Genomic DNA, 25,029 nt, shown 5'->3' with positions numbered 1-25,029 from the left:
GGCGAGCCCGTGACGTATCTCGCTCCCAACCCCGACGGCAGGCACGTGGACACCGTGCCGCTGCGCATCCCCGACCTGGGCGCGGTGCCGCAGCAGCGCGACGCCGACACCGCGGAGGCACCGGCCGAGCCGCCCGCGCCGAAGAAGAAGGGCGGCGGCCGCGACCGCTACCTCGACCTGCTGCGCGCGCTCGCCCTGGTCCGCGTCGTGGTCTACCACAACTTCAGCTGGACCTGGCTGCCGCTGGTCTTCCCCTCCATGGGCGTGATGTTCGCGCTGGCCGGCTCGCTGATGGCCCGTTCGCTCAGCAGGCCCGCGCTCAGCGTCATCCGCGGCCGGCTGCGGCGACTGCTGCCGCCCATGTGGCTGTTCGGCTCGATCCTGGTGACGGCCATGATCCTGGACGGGTGGGGGCCGAACTTCAAGCACCACCCGAACTGGTGGTGGGGCGAACTCACCTTCTGGATCCTGCCGTTGAGCGAGCCGCCGTTCGGCACCCCGCTGCACGGCTTCGGCGGCCTGCTGGACCACACCTGGGCCGAGCAGATGGCGGTCCCGCTCTGGTACCTGCGCGCCTACCTCTGGTACGTGCTGCTGTCCCCGCTGATGCTCAAGGCGATGCGGAAGCTGCCGTGGGTGACCCTGTTCGTCCCGCTGGCGCTATCCTTCGTCGTCAACTCCGGTCTCGTGGACCAGTCCGGACGCGCGATGGAGGCGTTCACCGACTTCACCACCTTCGGGTCCTGCTGGCTGCTGGGCATCGCGCACCACGAGGGCCTGCTCAAGAAGCTGCCGCAGTACCTGATCCCCTCGGTGACGCCGATCATCATGGGCTTCGGCTACTGGTGGCTGATGCGGGCGCCGGTGGACAACCCGCGCATCGGCCACGACCTCGAGGCGGTCCCCTTCGCCCAGGCGGTGTGGTCCTTCGGCTTCGTGCTGCTGCTGCTCCACCTGAGCCCCTCCTGGGAGCAGTGGCCCCGGCCGCTGGAACGCTTCAACGGCCTGGTGAGCCTGCTGAACTCACGGGCCGTCAGCGTCTACCTGTGGCACAACGTGGCGCTGGTGCTCACCCTGCTGATCACCGATCCGCTGTGGAGCGTCCCCTTCGTCTACGCGCACTTCCAGTGGGTGCTGGTCAGCCAGTGGTTCCCGCTGGTGGTGGCGGTACCGCTGATCGCCCTGTTCATCGTCCTGTTCGGGTGGATGGAGGACGTGGCCGCCAAACGCAGGCCGCGGCTCTTCCCGTACCCGCGCCGGCCCAAGGGGCGCAGGCGTTACGCCGACGCGGCGGGCTGACCCGCACCCGCTCACGGGCCGCTCATCGGGGCAATTTAGGATGAGCCCGTGCGTACCCCCTTCTCCCTGCTCGCCGAGCACGTGACCGTCCCGGACCGCTGGGTCCGCCGGGCGGCGCTCGCCACGCTCGTGTGCAGCGTGCTCATCGTGGTCACCGGAGGCGCGGTCCGGCTGACCGGCTCCGGTCTGGGCTGCCCCACCTGGCCCACCTGCACCTCGGACACGCTCGCGCCCACCGGCGCGATGGGCATCCACGGTGCGATCGAGTTCGGCAACCGGATGCTGACCGACGCGATCTGCGTCGTCGTCGGCATCGCCATCCTCGCGGCGCGCTGCGCCGAGCCGTGGCGCAGGAGCGTGACCCGGTACGGCTGGGCGCAGTTCTGGATCATCGTGCTGGAGGCGGTGGTCGGCGGCATCACCGTGCTGACCCACCTCAACCCGTGGATCGTCGCGGTGCACTTCCTCTGCTCCGCGCTGCTGATCCTGGCGTCGCTCGGCATGTGGCAGCGCACCCGTGAGGGGGACGGGGCGCCGGTGCGCACGGTCGGCCGCCCGATCATCCAGCTGTCCCGGCTGACCATCGGCGTGACCGCCGCGCTGATCGTGGCCGGCACCCTGGTCACCGGCACCGGTCCGCACCCGGGCGACAGCAGCGACGTGAAGCGGATGCCCTTCGCCTGGGAGAAGATCACCCAGTTCCACGCGGACTTCGCCATGGTGACGGTCGGTCTGGCGCTGGCCCTGGTGTTCGTGCTGATGGCCGTGGACGCACCCGCGGTGCCGCGCCGCCGGGCCAAGGAGTTCCTGGGCGTGCTGCTGGCGCAGGGCGTGATCGGCTTCGTCCAGTACTTCACCGACGTCCCCGAACTGCTGGTGGGCATCCACCTGCTGGGCGCGGCGCTGGTGTGGGTAGCGGTGCTCCGGCTGCACCTGGCGCTGCGCGTCCGCCCGGCGGACGGCGAACTGGACCGGCCCGCCGACATCGAGGCGCTGGCCGTCCCCGCCCAGGCGGTCTGACCGGCTCCGTCGAGCCGGGGCCCCGGGCCCGACCCGGAATGTCCTGTCCATGGCGGTATTGCTATGCTCACGATCCTCATGTGACGTGTGCAGACTACTGGGGCAGGGGACGTCTGTTGGGGAACGCGGGAAACAAGGATCTCGAGCGCACGCTCAATCCCTGGATGTACGACACGTCGGGCCAGTTGACGGACCAGTCGCGGAAGCAGTTCCCCGACCTGGACGGCACGCCTGACGCCATCACCACCACCTCCGGCGGCGGGCCGACCTCCACGGTGCACCCGGACGCCCTGCGCTCCGCCGGCGCCAACGCCGACGCGCTCGGCTCGCGGGTGCTCGCCGAACTCGGCGCGCCCGGGCCGGACGTGACGGCAGCCGCGGGCGACCTGTCCGGCTGGCGCACCGGCGGCGCGCTCGGCACCGCCTGGGAGGTCTGGCAGCAGCAGTACCAGGTACTGGCGAACACCCTCACCGAGATCGGCCGCAACCTCACCGTGCACGCCGACGACAGCACGCAGACCGACCACCAGATCGCCGCCCGGATGCGGGCCCTCTGACCGGGGAGAGGACGGGACCGCCATGGTGACCTACGACGAACTCGCCAACGCCAGGCTCGACTCGCTGAGCGCCGCCGCCGACTCCTTCGACCGGCTGGTCCGCCAGTGGGACGTGGACCAGGCCTACGAGGGCCAGGTGATCAACCCCCTGGCCTCCAGCAACTGGACCGGCCCGGCCGCCGACAACGCCATCGCCAGCCTGACCCGTACCCGCAGCCAGATCCTCGCCGCCTTCGACGAGGCCAGCTCGCTCGCGGCGACCCTGCGCGACGCGTACGACCAGTTCAGCCAGGCCCAGAAGAACCTGCACGCCGCCGTGGCCGACGCCCAGGGCAAGGGCATGACGGTGGACGACCAGGGCCAGGTCCACTGGCCCCCGGCGACCAACCCGGCGGACCGGCACGACCCCGACTACGCCAGGAGCTACCAGGAGCTGGCCGACCAGGTCTCCCAGCGGATATCCGCGGCCCTGGAGCAGGCCACGCAGGCCGACGACGCGGCCGCCGGAGCCCTGTCCGCCGACACCGGCGACTCCGCCTCGTTCAACGACCGGCCGGTCGGCGGCATCCCGGAGGAGGAGGCCCAGCAGGCGGCCGCACTCGCCCGCCAGGGCGGCAAGCTGACGGACGCTCAGCTCAGGCAGCTGGACCAGTTGCTCGCGGCCCACTCCGGCGACAGCCGCTTCACCACCGCCTTCTTCCAGTCGCTCGGCCCGAAGGAGTCGCTGCTCTTCTACGGCCAGCTGTCCTGGACGGCCTCCGGCAACGGCGCGAACGACGCCACCCGGACCGCGCTGCTCAAGGACCTGCAGACGCGCCTCGGCTCCTCCCTCGCCACGGCCACCGACACGCACCGTTGGCCGCACCTCTCCGACGAGTGGGAGGCGGGCCTGCGCAAGGCGGGCGCCGAGAAGATGCAGACGGACCCGAACAATCCGGACGACCCGCAGGGCCAGGTGTACGGGTACCAGATCCTCGGCAGCTACCTGCGCACCGGGACCTACGACGAGCACTTCCTGCTGCCGGTCACCGAGCACATCACCCAGCTGTCCGAGAAGAACCCGATGATGTGGACGGACGGCTCCCGGGAGAACAGCAACCTCCGCCTCAACTTCCAGGACGCGAGCGCCGGTTACAACCCGCTGTCCGGCGCCATGGAGGCGCTCGGGCACAACCCGAGGGCGTCGCTGGACTTCTTCCACAACCCGGAGACCCTGTACGGCGCCGACGGCACGCCCACCGGGAAGACCGCGCCCAACGGCTACCTCGACTACCTCACCAGCGACAGCGACAAGAACGCGCTGATCATCGCGGACACCACGGGCGGCGGCCCCAAGGAGTACGCGGCCGCCTACAAGGCGCAGGTGGCCACCCTGGGCCACGCCCTGCAGTCGGCCACCACCGGCGTGCCCTACGACGCGGGCGACGGCACGCCGCTGCCCCAGCACTCGCCGGAGATGGCGGCGCTCGCCAACCAGGTCGTGCACCGCTTCGGCAGCCACCCCGAGCTGCTCAGCGGCGAGCACAACGGCAACCCGCTGTTCTCCCCGCTCAACGAGAGCGTCGCGCACATCACCGGCTCGTACATCGGGGACGTGGACCGCTCGCTCAACAACACCACCACCCGCCTCCCGGTCTTCGGCAGCGACGCGCACTTCAACACCACGGACACCCGGCAGCTGCTGCATGCCCTCGGCCGCGACCCGGACTCCTACGGCGTGGTGCTGCAGGCCCAGAACGGCTACACCGCGGCCCAGTTGCAGAACGTCGCGCACGCGAGCGACCCGCACGACCCGCAGCTCGGCGACGTGTTCAGCAACATCTCGCACGACGGCGGCGTCGCCACCGGCATCCTCGGCCAGGCCCGGGTGCAGGAGCTGCAGCAGAACAACGCCGCCTCCGACGCCCAGTACAACGCGGCCATCGACCGCAACACGGAGGTCGCCAAGACCGTGTGGTCGATGACGCTGGGCTCGAAGGTCGACGCGGTCCCGGTCGTCGGCGGCGCGTTGAACGAAGGGGTGTCGAGCTACATCGACCACCTGGCCGACGGCTTCCACCAGGACAGCACGCTGAAGAGCATCCACGACGGCAACGACCTCGACGTCCAGGCGCAGAACGCCACCATGGACGCCGCCCGGAACGCGGTGCACCACGCCATGCAGGGCTCCGGGCTCGACTCCCAGAAGATCGACGACTACGCGGACACCGCCGCCAAGGGAGCCCAGAACGGCTACGGTCTGGGCGCCGGCGACGACGCGCGCACCCAAGGGCCCTACAGCTGATGGCAAGCACCCGGACCCGACCGGTCCTCGCGGCGGCGACGGCGGCCCTGGCGGGCGTCGCCGACGCCGTGGGGCTGTGGTGGAAGCCGTGGCAGTCGGCGGACCTCCCGGGGAGCGCCTGCTGGGGCCTGCTGACCGCCGCCGACCTGAAGCCGCTCGCGGGAGCGGACGGGAAGGCGTCCACCTCCACCCTCCACACCGCGACGTCCGGACTGGAGCGGGGCGGCACGGCCGGCCAGTGCCTCGTCTGGTGGAACCGGGACCGGACCCTGCTGAACGTCAGCACCCGCGCGGTGCCGAAGAGTTCGGTGGGCGGGGCTTCCCCGGTGGCCCCGGTGACCCTGGGCCCGGGCATCGTCCTGTACCCGGAGCGCGACGCCGTCGAGGTGTACTTCCGCTGCGACGGCACGACGGTTCCGGGCGCGTCGTACGCCGAGGTCGGCGTGGACCACGGCCCCTACCCACTGATCGGGAACGGGGACGCGCCGGAGAAGGTGCGCCAGGCCTACGCGGCCGTCGCGCTCAAGGTCTCCAGGGCGGTGGCCCGGCAGCTGCCCTGCGGGAATCCGCTCGCCTTCCCCGACGCCGCCCCCGCGCTCCCGCCGCTGACCGGCGGGGAGTGACGGAGCGTCAGCCGACGCCCCGTCAGAGCTGGATGCCGGCCATCCGCTTCCACTCGTAGGAGCCGGTCCGCACCTTGAGGCCCAGCTCGCCCTCGAAGGACTCGTGCCGGGTCGCCCCGGCCAGCTCCACGGCCCGCTCGGCGACCGGGTAGCTCCGCGCGACCTGGTCGCCCCAGGCACCGTCGGCGCCCACCAGCGCGATGCGGGTGGCGATCCCGCCCACGTACTCCACGACGGCGTCCGCGGAGCCGCCGTGGGAGGCGGCGAAGCCGCGGATGTTCTTCGCGATACGCGCGGCCCGACGCTCGTCGCGGCTGCTGAGGGTCTCTTCGCTCATGCCCAGCACCCTACCCGCGGGTATCCGCGGGATCGACAGGCGGACGTGTGCGATGTTGCACACGAGTTCGCCCCTCGGGCGGCGCAGCCGCCGGGGGCGCGAGGAACTGCGCGACCGGCCCACCACCCGGGGAGGTCCGATCCTGATCAACGGGTCGAACCTCCGCGAGTGGTGGGCCGGTCGCGGTGGGGGCACCTCCCGCCCGAAGGGTGGGGGATCCTCGCGCTCCCTGGGCGGGGTGCAACTACCTCACTTGAGGAAGGGGTCGATGGCGATCTCGACGAACAGCAGGGTGAGGTAGGTGATGGACCAGTGGAACAGCCGCATCTCCTTGAGCTTCGCGCCGACCACCCCCGCCTTCGCGCGGGCCAGCAGGCCGTGGGCCTCCTTCAGCCAGAACGCTCCCAGCAGCACCGCCGACACCGGGTACAGCCAGCTCGTGTGCCCCAGCGGCCACAGCGCCAGCGACACCGCCACCATCACCCAGCTGTAGCCGACGATCTGCTTGGCCACCGCCTCATTGCTCGCCAGCACCGGCAGCATGGGCACGCCGGCGTTCGCGTAGTCGTCCTTGACCTTCATCGACAGCGGCCAGTAGTGGGGCGGCGTCCAGAAGAAGATCACCAGGAACAGCACCACCGGCGACCACGCCAGCGAGTTCGTCACCGCCGCCCAGCCGATGAACACCGGCATGCAGCCGGCGATCCCGCCCCAGACGATGTTCTGGGAGGTCCGCCGCTTCAGCCCCAGCGTGTAGACGAAGACGTAGAACAGCAGCGCCGCCAGCGACAGCCCCGCGCTCAGCACGTTCACGAAGGCCGCGAACCACAGGGTGGAACCGACGGCCAGCGCGATGCCGAACCACAGGGCCTCCCGCGGCGACACCATCCCGGTCACCAGGGGCCGCCGCTCCGTGCGGTGCATCAGCGCGTCGATGTCGCGGTCGATGTACATGTTCAGCGCGTTGGCGCCGCCCGCGGAAAGGTAGCCGCCGACGACCACGGTCAGCACGAGCAGCAGGTCCGGAACGCCGCGCTGGGCCAGGAACATCACCGGGACGGTGGTGATCAGCAGCAGCTCGATGATCCGAGGCTTGGTCAGTGCGACGAAGGCCCCGACACGGGCCGCCAGCGGCCGGTGCCCGGGGGTCGCCGGGACGACCCCTGCCGGGCGCGATTCGACGGCGGTCACGAACACCCCTGGTTGATGAAGCTTCAGCAGATCCCCGTAGCCCCTTGGTCCCACGGCTCCTGCGCGTACCACGCCACCTTAGACGTTGCATATGTCCGCCTCTGCGCCGGGTCCCCGTGTCGGGCGAGTCCGCCTCCTCTGGGCGGGCGGCCGACGGCCGCGCCGTGCAGGCTGAGCTCTGGGAATGCCACCGACACCCACACCGTTCTGGACGGGCGGCAAAGGGCACACGCCTGAGCGGTAGGCTCGTTTCGTAAAGCGGGTCAACGCTCTGTGACCAGGGTCCGCCGCCGCCGTCGGGCTCTGGTTCGGGTCGAACACGTATATACGGAAGGGAGCCCTGATTCAGGGTGAGCACGACGCCGAGCAGCACCTTCGAATGGACCGAGCTTGACCAGCGGGCGGTGGACACAGTACGCGTTCTCGCCGCGGACGCCGTGCAGAAGGTGGGCAACGGGCACCCCGGCACCGCGATGAGCCTGGCCCCCGCGGCCTACCTGATCTACCAGCGCTTCCTGCGCCACGACCCGGCGGACGCCCAGTGGGTGGGCCGTGACCGGTTCGTCCTCTCCCCCGGGCACACCAGCCTGACCCTCTACATCCAGCTGTACCTGTCCGGCTACGGGCTGACCCTGGAGGACCTGGAGTCCTTCCGGACCTGGGGCTCGCTGACCCCCGGCCACCCCGAGCACGGGCACACGGTCGGCGTGGAGACCACCACCGGTCCGCTGGGCCAGGGCGTGGGCAACGCGGTGGGCATGGCGATGGCGGCCCGGTACGAGCGCGGCCTCTTCGACCCGGAGGCGGCCCCGGGCACCTCCCCCTTCGACCACACCATCTGGGCCATCGTCAGCGACGGCGACCTGGAGGAGGGCATCGCCTCCGAGGCGTCCTCGCTGGCCGGTCACCAGAAGCTGGGGAACCTGGTCTTCCTCTACGACGACAACCACATCTCGATCGAGGGCGACACCGAGACCGCCTTCTCCGAGGACGTGCTGAAGCGCTACGAGGCCTACGGCTGGCACGTGCAGCGCATCGAGCCCGCCGAGTCCGGCGACATCGACGTGCACGCGCTCAACGACGCGCTGACCGCCGCCAAGAACGAGACCGGCCGCCCGTCCATCATCGCGATGCGCACGATCATCGCCTGGCCGGCCCCGAACGCGCAGAACACCGAGGCCGCCCACGGCTCCGCGCTGGGCGCGGACGAGGTCGCCGCCACCAAGCGGGTGCTCGGCTTCGACCCGGAGAAGTCCTTCGACGTCGCCCCCGAGGTGCTGGCGCACGCCCGCAAGGTCGGCGACCGCGGCGCGGACGCGCACGCCGAGTGGGACAAGCAGCTGTCCGAGTGGCGCGCCGCCAACCCGGAGCGCGCCGCGCTGTTCGACCGCATCCAGGCCGGCGAGCTCCCCGAGGGCTGGGAGCAGGCGCTGCCCGTCTTCGAGACCGGCTCCTCGGTGGCCACCCGCGCCGCCTCCGGCAAGGTGCTGCAGGCGCTCGGCAAGGTGATCCCGGAGCTGTGGGGCGGCTCGGCCGACCTGGCCGGCTCCAACAACACCACCATCGACGCCAGTTCGTCGTTCCTGCCCGAGGGCAACCCGCTGCCCGAGGCGAACCCCTACGGCCGCACGGTGCACTTCGGCATCCGCGAGCACGCCATGGGCTCGGTCATGAACGGCATCGCCCTGCACGGCAACACCCGCATCTACGGCGGCACCTTCCTGGTGTTCTCCGACTACATGCGCCCGGCCGTGCGCCTGGCCGCGCTGATGAAGCAGCCGGTCACCTACGTGTGGACGCACGACTCCATCGGCCTGGGCGAGGACGGCCCGACCCACCAGCCGGTCGAGCACCTGGCCGCGCTGCGCGCCATCCCGGGGCTGAACGTCGTCCGCCCGGCGGACGCCAACGAGACGGCGATCGCCTGGCGCGAGATCACCCGCCGCCACACCGCCAAGCCGGCCCCGCACGGCCTCGCGCTGACCCGTCAGGGAGTGCCCACCTACCCGGCCAACGCCGATGCGGCGAAGGGCGGTTACGTGCACACCGAGGCCGAGGGCGGCGCCCCGAAGGTGATCCTCATCGGCACCGGCTCCGAGCTGCAGCTGGCCGTCGCGGCCCGCGAGCAGCTGCAGGCCGAGGGCATCCCGACCCGGGTGGTCTCGATGCCGTCGATCGAGTGGTTCGAGGAGCAGGACGCGGCCTACCGGGAGAGCGTCCTGCCCAAGTCGGTCAAGGCCCGCGTGGCGGTCGAGGCAGGCATCGGCCTGTCCTGGTACCGGTTCGTCGGCGAGGCCGGCCGCATCGTCTCCCTGGAGCACTTCGGCGCCTCCGCCGACGCCAAGGTGCTCTTCCGCGAGTTCGGATTCACGCCTGAGGCCGTGGCCAACGCTGCCCGCGAGTCCCTTGCCGCAGTTGAGAGTTGAGAGGTAGCAGAACAATGTCTGACGCTCTGAAGCAGCTGAGCGACGCGGGTGTGGCGATCTGGCTGGACGACCTGTCGCGCAAGCGCCTGACCACCGGCAACCTGGCCGAGCTGGTACGCGACAAGCACGTCGTCGGCGTCACCACCAACCCGTCGATCTTCCAGAAGGCCATCGGCTCCGGCGACGGCTACGAGGACCAGGTCAAGGACCTCGCCGTGCGCGAGGTGACGGTGGAGGAGGCGGTGCGCATGATCACCACCGCCGACGTGCGCGAGGCCGCGGACGTGCTGCGTCCGGTCTACGACTCCTCCAACGGCCGTGACGGCCGGGTCTCCATCGAGGTCGACCCGCGCCTGGCCCACAGCACCGAGGCGACCATCGCCGAGGCCAAGCAGCTGGCCTGGCTGGTGGACCGGCCGAACACCCTGATCAAGATCCCGGCCACCCGGGCCGGCCTGCCCGCGATCACGGCGGTGCTCGCCGAGGGCATCAGCGTCAACGTGACCCTGATCTTCTCCCTTGAGCGCTACAAGGCCGTCATGGACGCCTTCCTGACGGGTCTGGAGCAGGCCAAGGCCAAGGGCATCGACCTGTCCGGCATCGAGTCGGTGGCCTCCTTCTTCGTCTCCCGCGTCGACACCGAGATCGACAAGCGGCTGACGAAGATCGGCACCCCCGAGGCCGAGGCGCTCAAGGGCAAGTCCGCGATCGCCAACGCCCGCCTGGCCTACCAGGCCTACGAGGAGGTCTTCTCCTCGGACCGCTGGAAGGCCCTGGAGGCCGCCGGCGCCAAGCCGCAGCGTCCGCTGTGGGCCTCCACCGGCGTCAAGGACCCGGCCTACGACGACACCATGTACGTCGTCGACCTGGTCGCGCCCGGCACGGTCAACACCATGCCGGAGGCCACCCTGGACGCCGTCGCCGACCACGGCGTCGTCCGCGGCGACACCATCTCCGGGACCTACGCCGAGGCCCAGGCCGTGCTCGACGCGGTCGAGAAGCTGGGCATCTCCTACGACGACGTCGTCCAGCTGCTGGAGGACGAGGGTGTGGAGAAGTTCGAGGTCTCCTGGAAGGAACTCCTGGGCACCGTCCAGGCCACGCTCGAATCCTTCGTGAAGGGCGGTTCATCGAAGTGACCGACACGGCAGCGGTATCCGAGGACGCCCCCACGAAGGGCCAGACCTGGACCAACCCGCTGCGTGACCCGGCGGACCGGCGGCTCCCGCGTATCGCGGGGCCGTCCGGCCTGGTCATCTTCGGGGTCACCGGCGACCTGTCGCGCAAGAAGCTGATGCCCGCGGTGTACGACCTGGCCAACCGCGGCCTGCTGCCCCCGGGCTTCTCCCTGGTCGGGTTCGCCCGCCGGGACTGGGAGGACGAGGACTTCGCCCAGGTGGTGCACGACTCCGTCAAGGAGCACTCGCGCACCCCCTTCCGCGAGGAGGTCTGGCAGCAGCTCGCCAAGGGCATGCGGTTCATCCAGGGCGAGTTCCACGACGACGAGGCCTTCGACAAGCTCCGGGAGACCATCGAGGAGCTGGACAAGGCCCAGGGCACCAGCGGCAACTTCGCCTTCTACCTGTCGGTGCCGCCGAAGTTCTTCCCCACGGTCGTCCAGCAGCTCAAGAAGCACGGCCTGGCCGACCCGCCGCCGGGTTCCTGGCGCCGCGCGGTCATCGAGAAGCCGTTCGGCCACGACCTCAGCTCCGCACAGGAGTTGAACCGGGTCGTGCACGAGGTCTTCCCGCGGGACGAGGTCTTCCGGATCGACCACTACCTGGGCAAGGAGACGGTCCAGAACATCCTGGCACTGCGCTTCGCCAACCAGATGTTCGAGCCGATCTGGAACCGGTCCTTCGTCGACCACGTGCAGATCACCATGGCCGAGGACATCGGCATCGGCGGCCGCGCCGGCTACTACGACGGCATCGGCGCCGCCCGCGACGTCATCCAGAACCACCTGCTGCAGCTGCTCGCGCTGACGGCGATGGAGGAGCCCGCCTCCTTCCACCCCAAGGCGCTGGTGGCCGAGAAGCTCAAGGTGCTGTCCGCGGTCCGCATCCCCAAGGACCTCGGCCGGCACACCGTGCGCGGGCAGTACGCGCACGGCTGGCAGGGCGGCGAGGAGGTGCTCGGCTACCTGGAGGAGGAGGGGATCGACCCCAAGTCCAAGACCGACACCTTCGCGGCCATCAAGCTGGAGATCAACAACCGCCGCTGGGCCGGCGTCCCGTTCTACCTGCGCACCGGCAAGCGCCTGGGCCGCCGCGTCACCGAGATCGCGGTCGTCTTCCAGCGCGCCCCCTACCTGCCCTTCGACGCCGCGGCGACGGAGGAGCTGGGCCAGAACGCACTGGTGATCCGGGTGCAGCCGGACGAGGGCGTCACCGTCCGCTTCGGCTCCAAGGTGCCCGGCACCTCCATGGAGGTCCGGGACGTGACGATGGACTTCGCCTACGGCGAGTCCTTCACCGAGTCCAGCCCCGAGGCGTACGAGCGCCTGATCCTCGACGTCCTGCTCGGCGACGCCAACCTGTTCCCGCGCCACCAGGAGGTGGAGGAGTCCTGGCGGATCCTCGACCCGATCGAGGAGTACTGGGACAAGCACGGCCGGCCCGCCCAGTACCCGGCCGGCACCTGGGGCCCGGCCGAGGCCGACGAGATGCTCGCACGAGACGGAAGGACGTGGCGTCGGCCATGAAGATCGACCTGACCGACACCACCTCCAGCAAGATCAACGGCGCGCTGATCGAGGCGCGCCGTGCCTCCGGCACCGCGACCGTCGGCATGGTGCTGACCCTCGTCATCGTCACCGACGAGGGCAGCGCCTACGACGCGCTCAAGGCCGCCGAGGACGCGTCGCGCGAACACCCCTCGCGCATCCTCGCGGTGGTCAAGCGCCCGGGCCGCTCCCCGCGAGCCCGGGCCGAGGCCCGGCTGGACGCCGAGGTCCGGGTCGGCTCCGACTCGGGCACCGGCGAGACCGTGGTGCTCCGCCTGCACGGCGAACTGGCCAACCACCCGCAGTCGGTCGTGCTGCCGCTGCTGCTGCCGGACGCCCCGGTGGTCGTCTGGTGGCCGGAGAACGCGCCGGAGGTCCCGTCCCAGGACCCCCTGGGCTCGCTGGCCGCCCGCCGCATCACCGACGCGGTCACCGCGGCCGACCCGGTCAAGCAGCTGGACGCGCGGGCCCGTTCCTACGCCCCCGGCGACACCGACCTGGCCTGGACCCGGATCACCCCGTGGCGCTCCATGCTGGCGGCGGCGCTGGACCAGCGTCCGCTCAAGGTCGAGCACGCGGTGGTCGAGGGCGAGTCCTACAACCCCAGCACCGAACTGCTGGCGCTGTGGCTCGCCGAGCGCCTGGACGTCACGGTGGACCGCGTCGTCTCCGAGGGGCCCGGCATCACCGCCGTCCGGCTCAAGACGGCCGAGGGCGACGTGAAGCTGGACCGCCCGGACGGCGCGCTGGCCACCCTGACGATGCCTCAGCAGCCGGACCGCATGGTGGCGTTGAAGCGGCGGGAGACCAGCGAGCTGATCGCCGAGGAGCTGCGCCGGCTCGACCCGGACGACATCTACGCCGCGGCCGTCCGCTACGGCGTGGACGCGCTGCACCAGGACGGCTCCCGGCACGAGGTCGTCGACGCCCCCTCGGACGTCGCCCAGGACGCGGGGGCTTCGGACGCTGCTGAGGCCGCCGTTCCGGCCCCGGCGAAGAAGGCCCCGGCGAAGAAGGCCACCGCTTCCCCTTCCAGGACGAAGAAGTGACGACACCTCAACTGGTGGTCCACCGCGACAAGGAGCTGATGGCCCTTGCCGCGGCGGCCCGCCTGATCACGAAGATCGTCGACGCCCAGTCCGCCCGCGGCACCGCCTCGGTGGTGCTGACGGGCGGGCGCAACGGCAACGCGCTGCTCGCCGCCCTGGCCTCCTCCCCCGCGCGCGACGCGGTGGACTGGGGACGCCTCGACCTGTGGTGGGGCGACGAGCGGTTCCTCCCCGAGGGGGACCCGGAGCGCAACCACACCCAGGCCCGCGACGAACTGCTGGACCGGGTCCCGCTCGACCCGGCCCGGGTCCACCCGATGCCGGCCTCCGACGGCCCCGACGGCGACAACCCGGAAGCGGCGGCGGAGCGTTACGCCGAGGAGCTGGCCAAGGCGGCCCGGCCGGAGGACCGTCTCGGCGTGCCCGCCTTCGACGTGCTGCTGCTCGGCGTGGGCCCGGACACCCACGTGGCCTCGCTGTTCCCGGAGCACCCGGGGGTCCGCGAGACCGAACTGACCGTGGTGGGCGTGCGCGGCGCGCCGAAGCCGCCGCCGACCCGGATCTCGCTGACCCTCCCCGCCATCCGGGCGGCCCGCGAGGTCTGGTTGCTGGCCGCGGGCGAGGACAAGGCCGACGCCGTCGCCCTCGCCCTCTCCGGCCCCGGCGAGATCCAGGCCCCGGCGTCGGGTGCCCGCGGCACCCAGCGCACCCTCTGGCTCCTCGACAGGGCTGCCGCCGGCAGGATCCCCGCCCAGCTGTACCCGCCTGCAAGCGCGTAAGTTGCAGCCCCTTGGGGGCGCGAGGAACTGCGCGACCCGCCCACCACTCGGGGAGGTCCGACTCCATCTGCGGGACGGACCTCCCCGGGTGGTGGGTTGCTCGCGCAGTTCCTCGCGCCCCTGCGGGGCCTCCCCGTGCCCCGGGCGGGTTGCGTGGCTGGGGCTGTGCCGGGGGGTGGAGGTCAACTAGCCTTCTGCCATGGGGGAATTCACCGTTCGGGCGGCCGGGAAGGCCGACATCCGGCCGCTCGCGGCCGCGCTCGCCGCGGCCTTCGAGGAGGACCCGCAATTCCTCTGGGCCCTGAAGGGGCTCTCCCGCCGCCGTGCGCGGCTCGAGCGCATCTTCACGACCCTGCTCCGCTGGGAGTGCCTGCCCCACCGCGCCGTCGATCTGATCGCCCAGGGCGCGGACGTGCTCGGCGGTGCCCTCTGGCTGCCCCCGGGCAAGGCGCACCCGCCGCTCCCGCGGCAACTCGCCGCCGCCACGGGCTTCCTGCGCGGCTACGGGCGGGGCATCCTGCGGGGCAACGCGTTCCAGTCGGCGTCCTTCCGCGCCCATCCGCGCGAGCCGCACTGGTACCTCTACGTGATCGGCGTCCGGCCCGAGCACCAGGGCGCGGGGCTCTCCTCACGCCTGCTCCGACCGCGGCTCGACGCCGCGGACGCGGCCGGGCTGCCCGCGTACCTGGAGTCCAGCAACCTGCGCAACGTGCCGCTCTACGAGCACTTCGGCTTCGAAGTCACCGGTCGGCTGCAACTACCGGCGGGGGCACCGGAGATACCCACCATGTGGCGCAGCGGCGCGGCCCGTGGTGAGGGGTCGGGCCGCGCTGCGCCGGGAGGATGAGGGAGCGTCAGATCTCGCCGCGGAGCTTGGCGAGGGCCTCCGCGAGGATCGCCTCGCCGTCGGCGTCGGAGCGGCGCTCGCGGACGTAGGCGAGGTGGGTCTTGTAGGGCTCGGTGCGCGGCGGGGCGGGCGGGTTGTTCTCGTCCTGGCCGGCCGGGAAGCCGCAGCGGGGGCAGTCCCAGGTGTCCGGGATCTGCGCGTCGGAGGCGAAACTCGGGCGCGTCTCATGCCCGTTGGCACACCAGAAGGAGATTCGGAGCCGCGGTGCGGACTCGCCCCGCTCCGCCTCCCCCATCGGGCCGGCCCCGACCCTGCTGCCACGGATGGCGTTGCCACTTGCCACGGTCTGCTCCCTGCGTGATTACCTGCTCGGCGCTGCCCCCCTGGGCGGTCCGTCACCCCCCGCCGGATGTCCGGCTCGACGGAAGTCGTCCCAGTGTACGGAACGCATAAGCGTCGCCCCACATCGCCTGAAGTGACGACGGTCACCATGATAGGCGGCGGGGCGACGCTCCGTCAGATGCCTGCTGCAGCCTGTGGAAAAGGGCCGTTCGCGGGCGGTCAGCCGTTCTTGGCCTTGAGCAGCAGCGAGAGGATGACGATGCAGGCGAACCAGGCCACACCCATGAAGATGGTGATGCGGTCCAGGTTCCGCTCGGCCACCGCCGAACCGCCGCCGGTGGCGGACATGCCGCCGCCGAACATGTCGGACAGGCCGCCGCCCTTGCCCTTGTGCAGCAGGACCAGAATGATCATCATCACGCTGAAGAAGATCAGCGCGATGGAGAAGCCGAGGATCACAGCCGGACCAATCCTTCGAGTGAGTGCGGAACCCGCGTGGTGCGGCCCGCCCCGGAGAGGGAGCGGGCCGTACCACTCTAGGCGTGCGACAGCCTACGCGGAAACAGCCGAGTCCCGGTAGCGCACGATCTTGACGAACTCGTCGGCGTCCAGCGAGGCGCCGCCGATCAGCGCGCCGTCCACGTCCGGCTGCGCCATGATGCCGGCCGCGTTCGACGCCTTCACCGAACCGCCGTAGAGGACGCGGACCTTGTCCGCGACGTCCTGGCTGTAGAGCTCGGCCAGCCGGACCCGGATCGCGCCGCAGACCTCCTGCGCGTCCTCGGGGGTGGCCACCTCGCCGGTCCCGATGGCCCAGACGGGCTCGTAGGCGACGACGATCTTCTCGACGTCCGCCGCGGGGACGCCCTCGAGCGCGCCGTCGAGCTGCGCCAGGGTGTAGGAGACCTGGTCCCCGGCCTTGCGGACGTCCAGGCCCTCGCCGACGCACAGGATCGGCACGACGCCGTTCCGGAACGCGGCCTTGACCTTGGCGTTGACGATCTCCTCGTTCTCGCCGTGGTACTGGCGGCGCTCCGAGTGGCCGATGACCGCGTAGCTGCACTTGAGCTTGGCCAGCATCGGGCCGGAGATCTCGCCGGTGTAGGCCCCGGAGTCGTGCGCCGAGATGTCCTGCGAGCCGTACTTGATGCGGAGCTTGTCGCCGTCCACCAGCGTCTGCACGGAGCGCAGGTCGGTGAACGGGGTCAGCACCGCGACCTCGACGGCGTCGTAGTCCTTGTCGGTGAGGGCGAAGGCGAGCTTCTGGGTGTGGGCGATGGCCTCGAGGTGGTTGAGGTTCATCTTCCAGTTGCCCGCCATCAGCGGGGTGCGTGCGTCTGACATGTACTCAGTTCTCCAGTGCGGCAAGGCCCGGCAGGCTCTTGCCCTCGAGGTACTCGAGGCTGGCGCCGCCACCCGTCGAGATGTGACCGAACTGCTTCTCGTCGAAGCCGAGGATACGCACCGCCGCGGCCGAGTCGCCGCCGCCGACCACGCTGAAGGCGTCGGCCTCGGCCAGCGCCTGGGCGACGGCCTTGGTGCCCTCGGCGAAGGCCGGGTGCTCGAACACGCCCATCGGGCCGTTCCAGAACGCGGTGGCCGCGTCCGCGATCTTCGACGCGAAGAGCGCCTGCGTCTTCGGGCCGATGTCCAGGCCCTCCTTGTCCGCCGGGATGGCGGAGGCGTCCACGACCGCGAAGTCCTCGACCGGAGCCTGCGTCTTCAGGTCCGGGAAGTCGGAGGAGATCGCCACGTCCACCGGGAGCACGAACTCGACGCCGGACTCCTCGGCGCGCTTCAGGTACTCCTTGACCGTGGGGATCTGCTCCTCCTGCAGGATCGACTTGCCGACCTCGTGGCCCTGCGCGGCGAGGAAGGTGTAGGCCATGCCGCCGCCGATGAGGATGCGGTCGGCCTTGCCCAGCAGGTTGTCGATCACAGCGAGCTTGTCCGAGACCTTGGCGCCGCCGAGGATCACCACGTACGGGCGGGAGACCTCGTCCGTCAGCTTCTTCAGGACCGAGACCTCCTTCTCGATCAGCAGGCCGGCGGCGTGCGGAAGCCGGGCCGGGAGGTCGTAGACGGAGGCGTGCTTGCGGTGCACCGCGCCGAAGCCGTCACCGACGTAGAGGTCGGCCAGGGCGGCCAGCCGGTCGGCGAACTCGCCGCGCTCGACGTCGTCCTTGCTGGTCTCGCCGGGGTTGAAGCGCAGGTTCTCGATCACGGCCACCTGGCCGGGCTCGAGCCCGTTCACCGCGTCGTGCGCGGCGGGGCCGACGGTGTCCTGGGCGAAGGCGACCGGGAAACCGAGCAGCTCGCCCAGCCGCTCGGCGGCGGGCAGCAGCGAGAACTTCGGGTCGGGCTCGCCCTTCGGGCGGCCCAGGTGCGAGGCGACGACCACCTTGGCGCCGGCCTCGGCCAGCTTGGCGATCGTCGGCAGGACGGCGCGGATCCGGCCGTCGTCGGTGATGACGCCGTCGTTCAGCGGGACGTTGAGGTCCGCGCGGACGAAGACGCGCTTCCCTGCGACGTCGAGGTCGTCAAGGGTCTTCACGGCTACTCCTGGTGACGTGGGGTCAGGCAGGTCGGTCAAGGGTCGGGCCACACGGACAGGGTCCGGACGCTGTCGTCCGGACCCTGTCGTGACGCATTACCAGCTCGTCAGAGCTTCTCACCGACCAGCGAGGTGAGGTTCACCAGGCGGTTGGAGTAGCCCCACTCGTTGTCGTACCAGCCGAAGACCTTGACCTCGTTGCCCTGGACCATGGTCAGCGGGGCGTCGAAGATGCAGGAGAACGGCGAGTTGACGATGTCGCGGGAGACGATCGGGTCCTCGTTGTAGGCCAGGATGCCCTTGAGCGCGCCCTCGGCGGCCTTCTGGAACGCGGCGTTGACCTCGTCCTTGGTGACCTCGCGCTCCAGGGTGACCACCAGGTCGGTGATGGAGCCGGTGGGGACCGGGACGCGCAGGGAGGTGCCGTCGAGCTTGCCCTTGAGCTCCGGCAGCACCAGTGCGGTGGCCTTGGCGGCACCGGTGGAGGTCGGGATGATGCTCAGGGCGGCGGCCCGGGCGCGGCGCAGGTCCTTGTGCGGGAAGTCCAGCGTGACCTGGTCGTTGGTGTAGGCGTGAACGGTCGTCATGAAGCCCTTGACGATGCCGAAGGCCTCGTTGAGGACCTTCGCCATCGGGGCCACACAGTTGGTGGTGCAGGAGGCGTTCGAGATGATGCTCTGCTCGGCCGTCAGCTTGTCGTCGTTGACGCCCATGACGATCGTGATGTCCTCGTCCGTCGCGGGGGCGGAGATGAGGACCTTCTTGGCACCGGCCTGGAGGTGCTTCTTCGCGGCCTCGGCCTTGGTGAAGATGCCGGTGGACTCGACGACGATGTCGGCGCCCAGCTCGGCCCAGGGCAGGTTGGCGGGGTCACGCTCGGCGGTGACCTTGAAGGTCTTGCCGTCGACCGTGATGCTGTCGTCGGTGTGCGTCACCTCGGCGTGGAAGGTGCCCAGGGTCGAGTCGTACTTCAGCAGGTGCGCCAGGGTCTTGGTGTCGGTCAGGTCGTTGACACCGACAACCTCGATGTCGGCGCCCTGGGACGCGATCGCACGGAAGTAGTTGCGGCCGATGCGGCCGAATCCGTTGATGCCTACGCGGATCGTCACGAACCGATCTCCTCGCTTTTAGTCGGCCCAAGCCGACGAGCTGGATTTGGGATGTCCCCGACCGCTGAAAACCCTACCTCCCCGACGTGTCCCAAAGCACATCTGTCCAGCCTTGCGCTCCGCCTTTTCCCCCTGCAGCAGGTTGCACTCCCTCAGGGGCGCGAGGTGCCCCACCGCGAGCAGGACACCACTGAGGGAGGTCCGACCCGTGATCGGGGACGGACCTCCCTGGTGGTGTCCTGCTCGCGGTGGGGGCACCTCCCGCCGTGGGGGCACCCCCGGCCGAAGGCTGGGGGAGGGTGGGGGATCCTCGCGCCCCTATCGGCCTCCGGCCCCGGCGCTGACGGGGGCTCAGCCGGCGACCATTTCCTCCGTCAGGCTCTGCTCGGTGTTCGGCAGCCCCAACTCGTTCGCGCGCTTGTCCGCCATCGCCAGCAGGCGGCGGATCCGGCCGGCCACCGCGTCCTTGGTCAGCGGGGGGTCCGCCAGAGAGCCCAGCTCCTCCAGCGACGCCTGCTTGTGCTCCATCCGCAGCCGCCCCGCGGCTGCGAGGTGCTCGGGCACGTCGTCCCCGAGGATCTCCAACGCGCGCGCGACCCGCGCGCCCGCCGCGACCGCGGCACGCGCGCTGCGGCGCAGGTTGGCGTCGTCGAAGTTGGCGAGGCGGTTCGCCGTGGCGCGGACCTCACGCCGCATCCGGCGCTCCTCCCAGGCGAGCACCGACTCGTGCGCGCCCAGGCGCGTCAGCAGCGCCCCGATCGCGTCACCGTCGCGGATGACGACCCGGTCCACGCCGCGCACCTCGCGCGCCTTGGCCGGGATGCCCAGCCGCCGTGCCGCGCCGACCAAGGCCAGCGCGGCCTCGGAGCCGGGGCAGGTGATCTCCAGCGACGACGAGCGGCCCGGCTCGGTCAGCGAGCCGTGCGCCAGGAAGGCGCCGCGCCAGGCGGCCTCCGCGTCACAGGTGGCGCCGGAGACGACCGCCGGGGGCAGCCCCCGGATCGGGCGCCCGCGCCCGTCCACCAGCCCCGTCTGCCGGGCCAGCAGGTCGCCGTCCTTCACCACGCGCACCACGTACCGGCTGCCGCGGCGCAGCCCGCCGGGGGCCATCACCACCAGGTCCGAGGAGTGTCCGAAGATCTCCAGCAGGTCCTTGCGCAGCCGCCGCGCCGCCGCGCCGGTGTCGAGCTCCGCCTCGATCACGATGCGTCCGCTCACAATGTGCAGTCCGCCCGCGAAGCGCAGGATCGCCGACACCTCCGCCTTGCGGCAGCAGGCCCGGGTGACGGGGAGTCGGCTGATTTCGTCCTTCACCGCTGCCGTCATCGCCATGGCGCGATCCTTCCATGCGTTCTGAAGATCCGGTCGTACGCTGCGGCCAGAAGCTCCGGGTCGTGTCGCGGGGTCCCGTCGGGGGCCGCGACCCGGTCGAGCACGAGTTCCGCACCCAGCCGTTTGGCCGCGTGGCGGAGCTCGTCCACGTCCGGGACGGCGTCCTCGTCCGCCAGGACGAAGTCGATCTCCAACTCCCCGCAGTACTCCCGGAACACCTCCAGGTGGCGCTGCGGCGAGAAGCCCTCGGTCTCCCCCGGCTGGGCGACCAGGTTCAGGGTCAGTATCGTCCGCGCGGGCGTCTCGACGAGGGCCGTGCGCAGTTGAGGGACCATCAGGTGCGGCAGCACGCTGGTGAACCAGGAGCCCGGACCGAGCACCACCCAGTCCGCGGCGCGGACCGCGTCAAGTGCCTCGGGCACCGCAGGCGGGTCCTGCGGCAGCAGCCGGAAGTCCACGATCGTACCCGGCGTGACGGCCACCTCGGCCTGGCCGAAGACCCGTTCGACCCGTTCCGGGTCCGCCGGGTCAAGCCCGCGTACGTCCGCCTCGATGTGCAGCGGGACCGCGGACATCGGCAGTACCCGGCCCTGGGCGCCGAGCAGCCGGCCCACGTACTCCAGGGCCCGGACCGGATCGCCCAGCTTCTCCCACAGGGCGACGATCAGCAGGTTGCCCACGGCGTGCCCGTGCAGGTCGCCGTTGCTCTGGAAGCGGTGCTGGATGACGTCGGACCAGGTGCGGCCCCAGTCGTCGTCGCCGCAGAGCGCGGCCAGCGCCTTGCGCAGGTCGCCCGGGGGCAGCACGCCCAGTTCGTCGCGGAGGCGGCCGCTGGAGCCGCCGTCGTCCGCGACGGTGACGACGGCGGTCAGCTCACCGGTCAGCCGACGGAGCGCGGAGAGCGAGGCCGACAGGCCGCGGCCGCCGCCCAGGGACACGATCCGGGGGCCGACGGCTCTGCCCGAGCCGGACCTCGACGCGCCGCGCCGCCCTGCCGCCCCGCCCCTGTGTACCGTCACCCGCGCCCCTCGGCTGTCGCTACTCGCGCCCCATGTCCCGGTGCACCAGCACCGTTTCGAGTCCGTCTGCGGTGAGACGCTTGGCCAGGCGCTCGGACATCGCCACGCTGCGGTGTTTACCTCCGGTGCAGCCTACGGCAATCGTCATGTACCGCTTGCCCTCGCGACGGTACCCCTCGGTGACGATGCGGAGCAGTTCGGCGTAGCCGTTGAGGAACTCCTTGGCGCCCGGTTGGTCGAACACGTACCGGGCCACCTCCTCGTCCGTGCCGGTGCGGGCGCGCAGCTCCGGAACCCAGTGCGGGTTGGGCAGGAACCGGCAGTCCACGACCAGGTCGGCGTCCACCGGCAGGCCGTACTTGAACCCGAAGGACATGACGGTGGCGCGCAGTTCGGGCTCGGTGTCGTCCGCGAAGTGCGCGTCCATCTTGGCGCGCAGCTCGTGCACGTTGAGGTTGGAGGTGTCGATGACCAGGTCGGCCTCGCCGCGCAGCTCGCGCAACAGCTCCCGCTCGCGCTCGATGCCGTCCACGATCCGGCCCTCGCCCTGAAGCGGGTGCGGGCGGCGGACGTTCTCGAAGCGGCGCACCAGCGCCTCGTCCGAGGCCTCCAGGAAGACGACGCGCAGCCGGACGCCCTGGCGTTCCAGCTCGTCCAGCGAGGCCCGCAGGTCGTCGAAGAAGCTGCGGCCGCGGACGTCGACGACCGCCCCTATCCTGGCGACCGCGCCCTGGGAGCGGGCCCCGAGATCCACCATCGTCGGTATCAGCGCGGGCGGCAGGTTGTCCACGACGAACCAGCCGAGATCCTCCAGACACTTGGCCGCGGTGCTGCGGCCGGCCCCGGACATCCCAGAGATGATCACCAGCTCCGGAACATTCTCCGCGGGCTTGCCATTCCCGGGCGTACTCACGTCAACTCCCCGCTTTCGGTCACATCAGTACGAACAACGCTAGCGTCCGCGTCCGGCTTCCCAGGTGAACTCGAGGTCACCGGTTCGAGGATCTCGCCTGTCGTCATGTTGACGGCGGGGGTGGCCGGGGTGCGGGACGCGAGGGCGGCGGCGATGGCCTCGGCGGTCCGCCGGCCGATACCGGGCACCTCGCACAGTTCGTCGATCGTGGCCGCGCGCAGCTTCCTCACGGAGCCGAAGTGCTTGAGCAGCGCCTGCCGCCGGGCCTCGCCCAGACCCGGGAGGTCGTCCAGGGCACTGGCGGTGGCCCGCTTGCCGCGCTTCTGCCGCTGGTAGCTGATGGCGAAGCGGTGCGCCTCGTCGCGGACCCGCTGCAGCAGGTAGAGGCCCTCACTGGAGCGCGGCAGCACCACCGGGTCGTCCTCGCCCGGCAGCCAGACCTCCTCCAGCCGCTTGGCCAGGCCGCACAGCGCCACGTCGTTGACGCCCAGCTCCATCAGCGCCCGCTGGGCGGCGTTCACCTGCGGCTCGCCGCCGTCCACGACGATCAGCTGCGGCGGGTAGGCGAACCGGCGCGGCCGGCCGGTCTCCTCATCCCGCTCCGGGGCCTGTTCCTGGTGCCGGAAGCGGCGGGTGATCACCTCGTGCATGGAGCGGACGTCGTCCTGGCCCTCGAAGCCCTTGATGGCGAAGCGCCGGTACTCGCTCTTGCGGGCCAGGCCGTCCTCGAAGACGACCATCGAGGCGACCACGTCCTGCCCCTGCAGGTGGGAGATGTCGTAGCACTCGATCCGCAGCGGGGCGGTATCCAGGTCGAGCGCGTCGGCGATCTCCTGCAGCGCCTTGCTGCGGGTGGTCAGGTCGGAGGCGCGCTTGGTCTTGTGCAGGGCGAGCGCCTGGGCCGCGTTCCGCTCGACCGTCACCATCAGCTCGCGCTTGTCGCCGCGCTGAGGGACCCTCAGATCGACCTTGGCGCCCCGGTGCTGGGACAGCCACTCCTGCACCGGCTCCACCGGATCGGGCAGCGCGGGCACGAGCACCTCGCGCGGCACGGCCTCGCCGCGCTCCTCGCCGTACAGCTGCAGCAGCGCCTGCTCGACCAGGGCCGCCGTGTCCACCTGCTCGACCTTGTCGGTCACCCAGCCGCGCTGGCCGCGCACCCGGCCGCCGCGGACGTGGAAGATCTGCACGGCGGCTTCCAGCTCGTCCTCGGCCACCGCGAGCAGGTCCGCGTCCGTGCCGTCGGCGAGGACGACGGCGTTCTTCTCCATCGCGCGGCGCAGCGCCTCCATGTCGTCGCGCAGCCGGGCCGCCTTCTCGTACTCCATCTCCGCGGCCGCCTCGCGCATCTGGGACTCCAGCCGCTTGAGGTAGGTGCCGGCGTGCCCGGCCATGAAGTCGCAGAACTCCTCTGCGAGTTCACGATGGTCCTCGGGCGAGATGCGTCCGACGCAGGGCGCGGAGCACTTGCCGATGTAGCCGAGCAGGCAGGGCCGGTCGATCTGCTGAGCCCGCTTGAAGACTCCGGCGGAGCAGGTGCGCACGGGGAAGACGCGCAGCATCAGGTCGACCGTCTCGCGGATGGCCCAGGCGTGGCCGTAGGGGCCGAAGTAGCGCACGCCCTTCTTCTTGGGCCCGCGCATCACCTGGACCCGGGGGAACTCCTCGTTGAGGGTGACCGCCAGCGAGGGGTAGCTCTTGTCGTCCCGGTACTTGACGTTGAACCGGGGGTCGAACTCCTTGATCCAGCTGTACTCCAGCTGGAGCGCCTCCACCTCGGTGCCGACGACGGTCCACTCGACGCTCGCCGCCGTGGTGACCATGGTGCGGGTGCGCGGGTGCAGCCCCGCCAAGTCCTGGAAGTAGTTGGCGAGTCGGGACCGCAGGCTCTTGGCCTTGCCGACGTAGATGACCCGCCCGTTGGCGTCGCGGAACTTGTAGACCCCCGGGGTGTCCGGGATCTGCCCGGGGGCTGGGCGGTAGGTGGAGGGGTCGGCCATGGCCCCAACGGTACCGAGTCGCGGTGACAGCTCAGGTCGCGTTCGCGATCAGCTTCCCGTTCTGGACGGTCACCGTGACGGAGGGCAGCCCGGAGGGGGCCGGACCGCCAGTGACGGCGCCCGTGCTGGCGTTGAACGTGGACCCGTGGCACGGGCAGGAGATGGCGCCGTCCTTGACGCCGTCCACGACGCAGCCGGCGTGCGTGCAGATCGCGCTGAAGCCCTTGAACTGCCCGGCGGTGGGCTGGGTGACGACGATCTGCGCGGAGCGGTAGACCTTGCCACCGCCCACGGGCACGTCGGAGGTGGGGCCCAACTCGACCGGCCCGCTGGCCTTCTTGGCACCGCCCGAGCTGCCGCAGGCGGCGAGGGCGACGCCCGCCGTCCCCACGACGCCGACAGCCGCGGCCCCGCGGAGGACGCTGCGACGACTGGCGCAGCAGGCGCCTTCGGCGGGAACGGAAACAGACTCGGACATGCGCGGCGCTCCTCCGGCAACAGGGGACATTCCGGATCACGACGATAGACGCTGCCGCTGTGCACCCCCGACCAGCCCCCGCCAGGGGCCGCGAGGATCCGCCACGCTTCGGGCGGGAGGTGCCCCCACCGCGAGCAGCCCACCA

23 protein-coding genes are annotated in these 25,029 nt (G+C 71.1%); 11 read left to right on the top strand and 12 right to left on the bottom strand.

Annotated elements, in window-relative coordinates; genetic code table 11:
- The first annotated feature begins 9 nt into the window (after positions 1–9).
- The 5 genes from ACFP3V_RS08440 (at position 10) to ACFP3V_RS08420 (ending at position 5,783) form a co-directional block, all read left to right on the top strand.
- A complete protein-coding gene (locus ACFP3V_RS08440; protein WP_380581470.1) occupies positions 10–1,299 on the top strand; it encodes an acyltransferase family protein in 1,290 nt (429 codons plus the stop codon).
- 48 nt (positions 1,300–1,347) lie between these two features.
- On the top strand, positions 1,348–2,319 hold the full coding sequence (locus tag ACFP3V_RS08435; protein ID WP_380581468.1) for a COX15/CtaA family protein: 972 nt from the start codon (positions 1,348–1,350) through the stop codon (positions 2,317–2,319).
- Between the two features lie 164 nt (positions 2,320–2,483).
- Positions 2,484–2,876: a hypothetical protein gene (locus ACFP3V_RS08430; RefSeq protein WP_380581466.1), complete on the top strand. Its 393-nt coding sequence runs from the start codon at positions 2,484–2,486 to the stop codon at positions 2,874–2,876.
- A gap of 22 nt (positions 2,877–2,898) precedes the next feature.
- Complete coding sequence (locus ACFP3V_RS08425; RefSeq protein ID WP_380581464.1) at positions 2,899–5,160, top strand: hypothetical protein; 2,262 nt, start codon at positions 2,899–2,901, stop codon at positions 5,158–5,160.
- Complete coding sequence (locus ACFP3V_RS08420) at positions 5,160–5,783, top strand: hypothetical protein (protein WP_380581462.1); 624 nt, start codon at positions 5,160–5,162, stop codon at positions 5,781–5,783. The genes ACFP3V_RS08425 and ACFP3V_RS08420 overlap by 1 nt, the downstream gene beginning before the upstream one ends.
- A 22-nt stretch (positions 5,784–5,805) precedes the next feature.
- On the opposite strand, the gene ACFP3V_RS08415 is transcribed toward ACFP3V_RS08420, so the two are convergent.
- Both ACFP3V_RS08415 and ACFP3V_RS08410 read right to left on the bottom strand, forming a co-directional pair.
- On the bottom strand, positions 5,806–6,120 hold the full coding sequence (locus ACFP3V_RS08415) for a hypothetical protein (protein WP_380581460.1): 315 nt from the start codon (positions 6,118–6,120) through the stop codon (positions 5,806–5,808).
- Between the two features lie 249 nt (positions 6,121–6,369).
- On the bottom strand, positions 6,370–7,311 hold the full coding sequence (locus ACFP3V_RS08410; RefSeq protein ID WP_380581458.1) for a heme o synthase: 942 nt from the start codon (positions 7,309–7,311) through the stop codon (positions 6,370–6,372).
- Between the two features lie 350 nt (positions 7,312–7,661).
- Here ACFP3V_RS08410 and tkt point away from each other — a divergent pair, with 350 nt between their 5' ends.
- The 6 genes from tkt to ACFP3V_RS08380 all read left to right on the top strand — a co-directional run bounded on the left by tkt (position 7,662) and on the right by ACFP3V_RS08380 (position 15,137).
- Positions 7,662–9,737 (top strand): transketolase, encoded by a 2,076-nt coding sequence (gene tkt / locus ACFP3V_RS08405; RefSeq protein ID WP_380581456.1) that lies wholly within the window; start codon positions 7,662–7,664, stop codon positions 9,735–9,737.
- A 14-nt stretch (positions 9,738–9,751) separates the two neighbouring features.
- Positions 9,752–10,876: a transaldolase gene (gene tal / locus ACFP3V_RS08400; RefSeq protein ID WP_380581454.1), complete on the top strand. Its 1,125-nt coding sequence runs from the start codon at positions 9,752–9,754 to the stop codon at positions 10,874–10,876.
- Positions 10,873–12,441 (top strand): glucose-6-phosphate dehydrogenase, encoded by a 1,569-nt coding sequence (zwf, locus tag ACFP3V_RS08395; RefSeq protein WP_380581452.1) that lies wholly within the window; start codon positions 10,873–10,875, stop codon positions 12,439–12,441. Before tal ends, zwf begins: the two co-directional genes overlap by 4 nt.
- Entirely contained in the window at positions 12,438–13,511 is a 1,074-nt protein-coding gene (gene opcA / locus ACFP3V_RS08390; RefSeq protein WP_380581450.1) for a glucose-6-phosphate dehydrogenase assembly protein OpcA, read from the top strand. The genes zwf and opcA overlap by 4 nt, the downstream gene beginning before the upstream one ends.
- A complete protein-coding gene (gene pgl / locus ACFP3V_RS08385) occupies positions 13,508–14,290 on the top strand; it encodes a 6-phosphogluconolactonase (protein WP_380581448.1) in 783 nt (260 codons plus the stop codon). The genes opcA and pgl overlap by 4 nt, the downstream gene beginning before the upstream one ends.
- A 199-nt stretch (positions 14,291–14,489) precedes the next feature.
- A complete protein-coding gene (locus tag ACFP3V_RS08380) occupies positions 14,490–15,137 on the top strand; it encodes a GNAT family N-acetyltransferase (protein ID WP_380581446.1) in 648 nt (215 codons plus the stop codon).
- A gap of 7 nt (positions 15,138–15,144) precedes the next feature.
- Here ACFP3V_RS08380 and ACFP3V_RS08375 read toward each other — a convergent pair whose 3' ends face one another.
- From ACFP3V_RS08375 to ACFP3V_RS08330, 10 genes are all read right to left on the bottom strand, one after another.
- Positions 15,145–15,480 carry an RNA polymerase-binding protein RbpA gene (locus ACFP3V_RS08375; protein ID WP_380581444.1) on the bottom strand — a complete coding sequence of 112 codons (336 nt, stop codon included), beginning with the start codon at positions 15,478–15,480 and terminating at the stop codon, positions 15,145–15,147.
- Between the two features lie 218 nt (positions 15,481–15,698).
- A complete protein-coding gene (secG, locus tag ACFP3V_RS08370) occupies positions 15,699–15,938 on the bottom strand; it encodes a preprotein translocase subunit SecG (RefSeq protein ID WP_380581442.1) in 240 nt (79 codons plus the stop codon).
- Between the two features lie 93 nt (positions 15,939–16,031).
- On the bottom strand, positions 16,032–16,823 hold the full coding sequence (gene tpiA / locus ACFP3V_RS08365; protein WP_380581440.1) for a triose-phosphate isomerase: 792 nt from the start codon (positions 16,821–16,823) through the stop codon (positions 16,032–16,034).
- 4 nt (positions 16,824–16,827) lie between these two features.
- Positions 16,828–18,033 (bottom strand): phosphoglycerate kinase, encoded by a 1,206-nt coding sequence (locus ACFP3V_RS08360; RefSeq protein WP_380581438.1) that lies wholly within the window; start codon positions 18,031–18,033, stop codon positions 16,828–16,830.
- A gap of 107 nt (positions 18,034–18,140) precedes the next feature.
- Positions 18,141–19,142, bottom strand: coding sequence for a type I glyceraldehyde-3-phosphate dehydrogenase (gene gap, locus ACFP3V_RS08355; RefSeq protein ID WP_380581436.1), 1,002 nt, complete (start codon positions 19,140–19,142; stop codon positions 18,141–18,143).
- A 351-nt stretch (positions 19,143–19,493) separates the two neighbouring features.
- Positions 19,494–20,474, bottom strand: coding sequence for a DNA-binding protein WhiA (gene whiA / locus ACFP3V_RS08350; protein ID WP_380581434.1), 981 nt, complete (start codon positions 20,472–20,474; stop codon positions 19,494–19,496).
- Entirely contained in the window at positions 20,465–21,493 is a 1,029-nt protein-coding gene (locus ACFP3V_RS08345; RefSeq protein ID WP_380581432.1) for a gluconeogenesis factor YvcK family protein, read from the bottom strand. Before ACFP3V_RS08345 ends, whiA begins: the two co-directional genes overlap by 10 nt.
- Positions 21,494–21,512: 19 nt before the next feature.
- The gene (gene rapZ / locus ACFP3V_RS08340; protein WP_380581430.1) at positions 21,513–22,406 is read right to left on the bottom strand and encodes an RNase adapter RapZ; all 894 of its coding nucleotides are present in this window, start codon (positions 22,404–22,406) and stop codon (positions 21,513–21,515) included.
- On the bottom strand, positions 22,403–24,406 hold the full coding sequence (gene uvrC / locus ACFP3V_RS08335) for an excinuclease ABC subunit UvrC (protein WP_380581428.1): 2,004 nt from the start codon (positions 24,404–24,406) through the stop codon (positions 22,403–22,405). The genes rapZ and uvrC overlap by 4 nt, the downstream gene beginning before the upstream one ends.
- 31 nt (positions 24,407–24,437) lie before the next feature.
- Complete coding sequence (locus ACFP3V_RS08330) at positions 24,438–24,884, bottom strand: Rieske (2Fe-2S) protein (protein WP_380581426.1); 447 nt, start codon at positions 24,882–24,884, stop codon at positions 24,438–24,440.
- Positions 24,885–25,029: the final 145 nt, after the last annotated feature.

The sequence above is a fragment of the Streptacidiphilus monticola genome (genome assembly GCF_042658505.1).
GTDB classification, from domain to species: domain Bacteria; phylum Actinomycetota; class Actinomycetes; order Streptomycetales; family Streptomycetaceae; genus Streptacidiphilus; species Streptacidiphilus monticola.
This window is presented reverse-complemented; position numbering and strand designations above follow the sequence as displayed.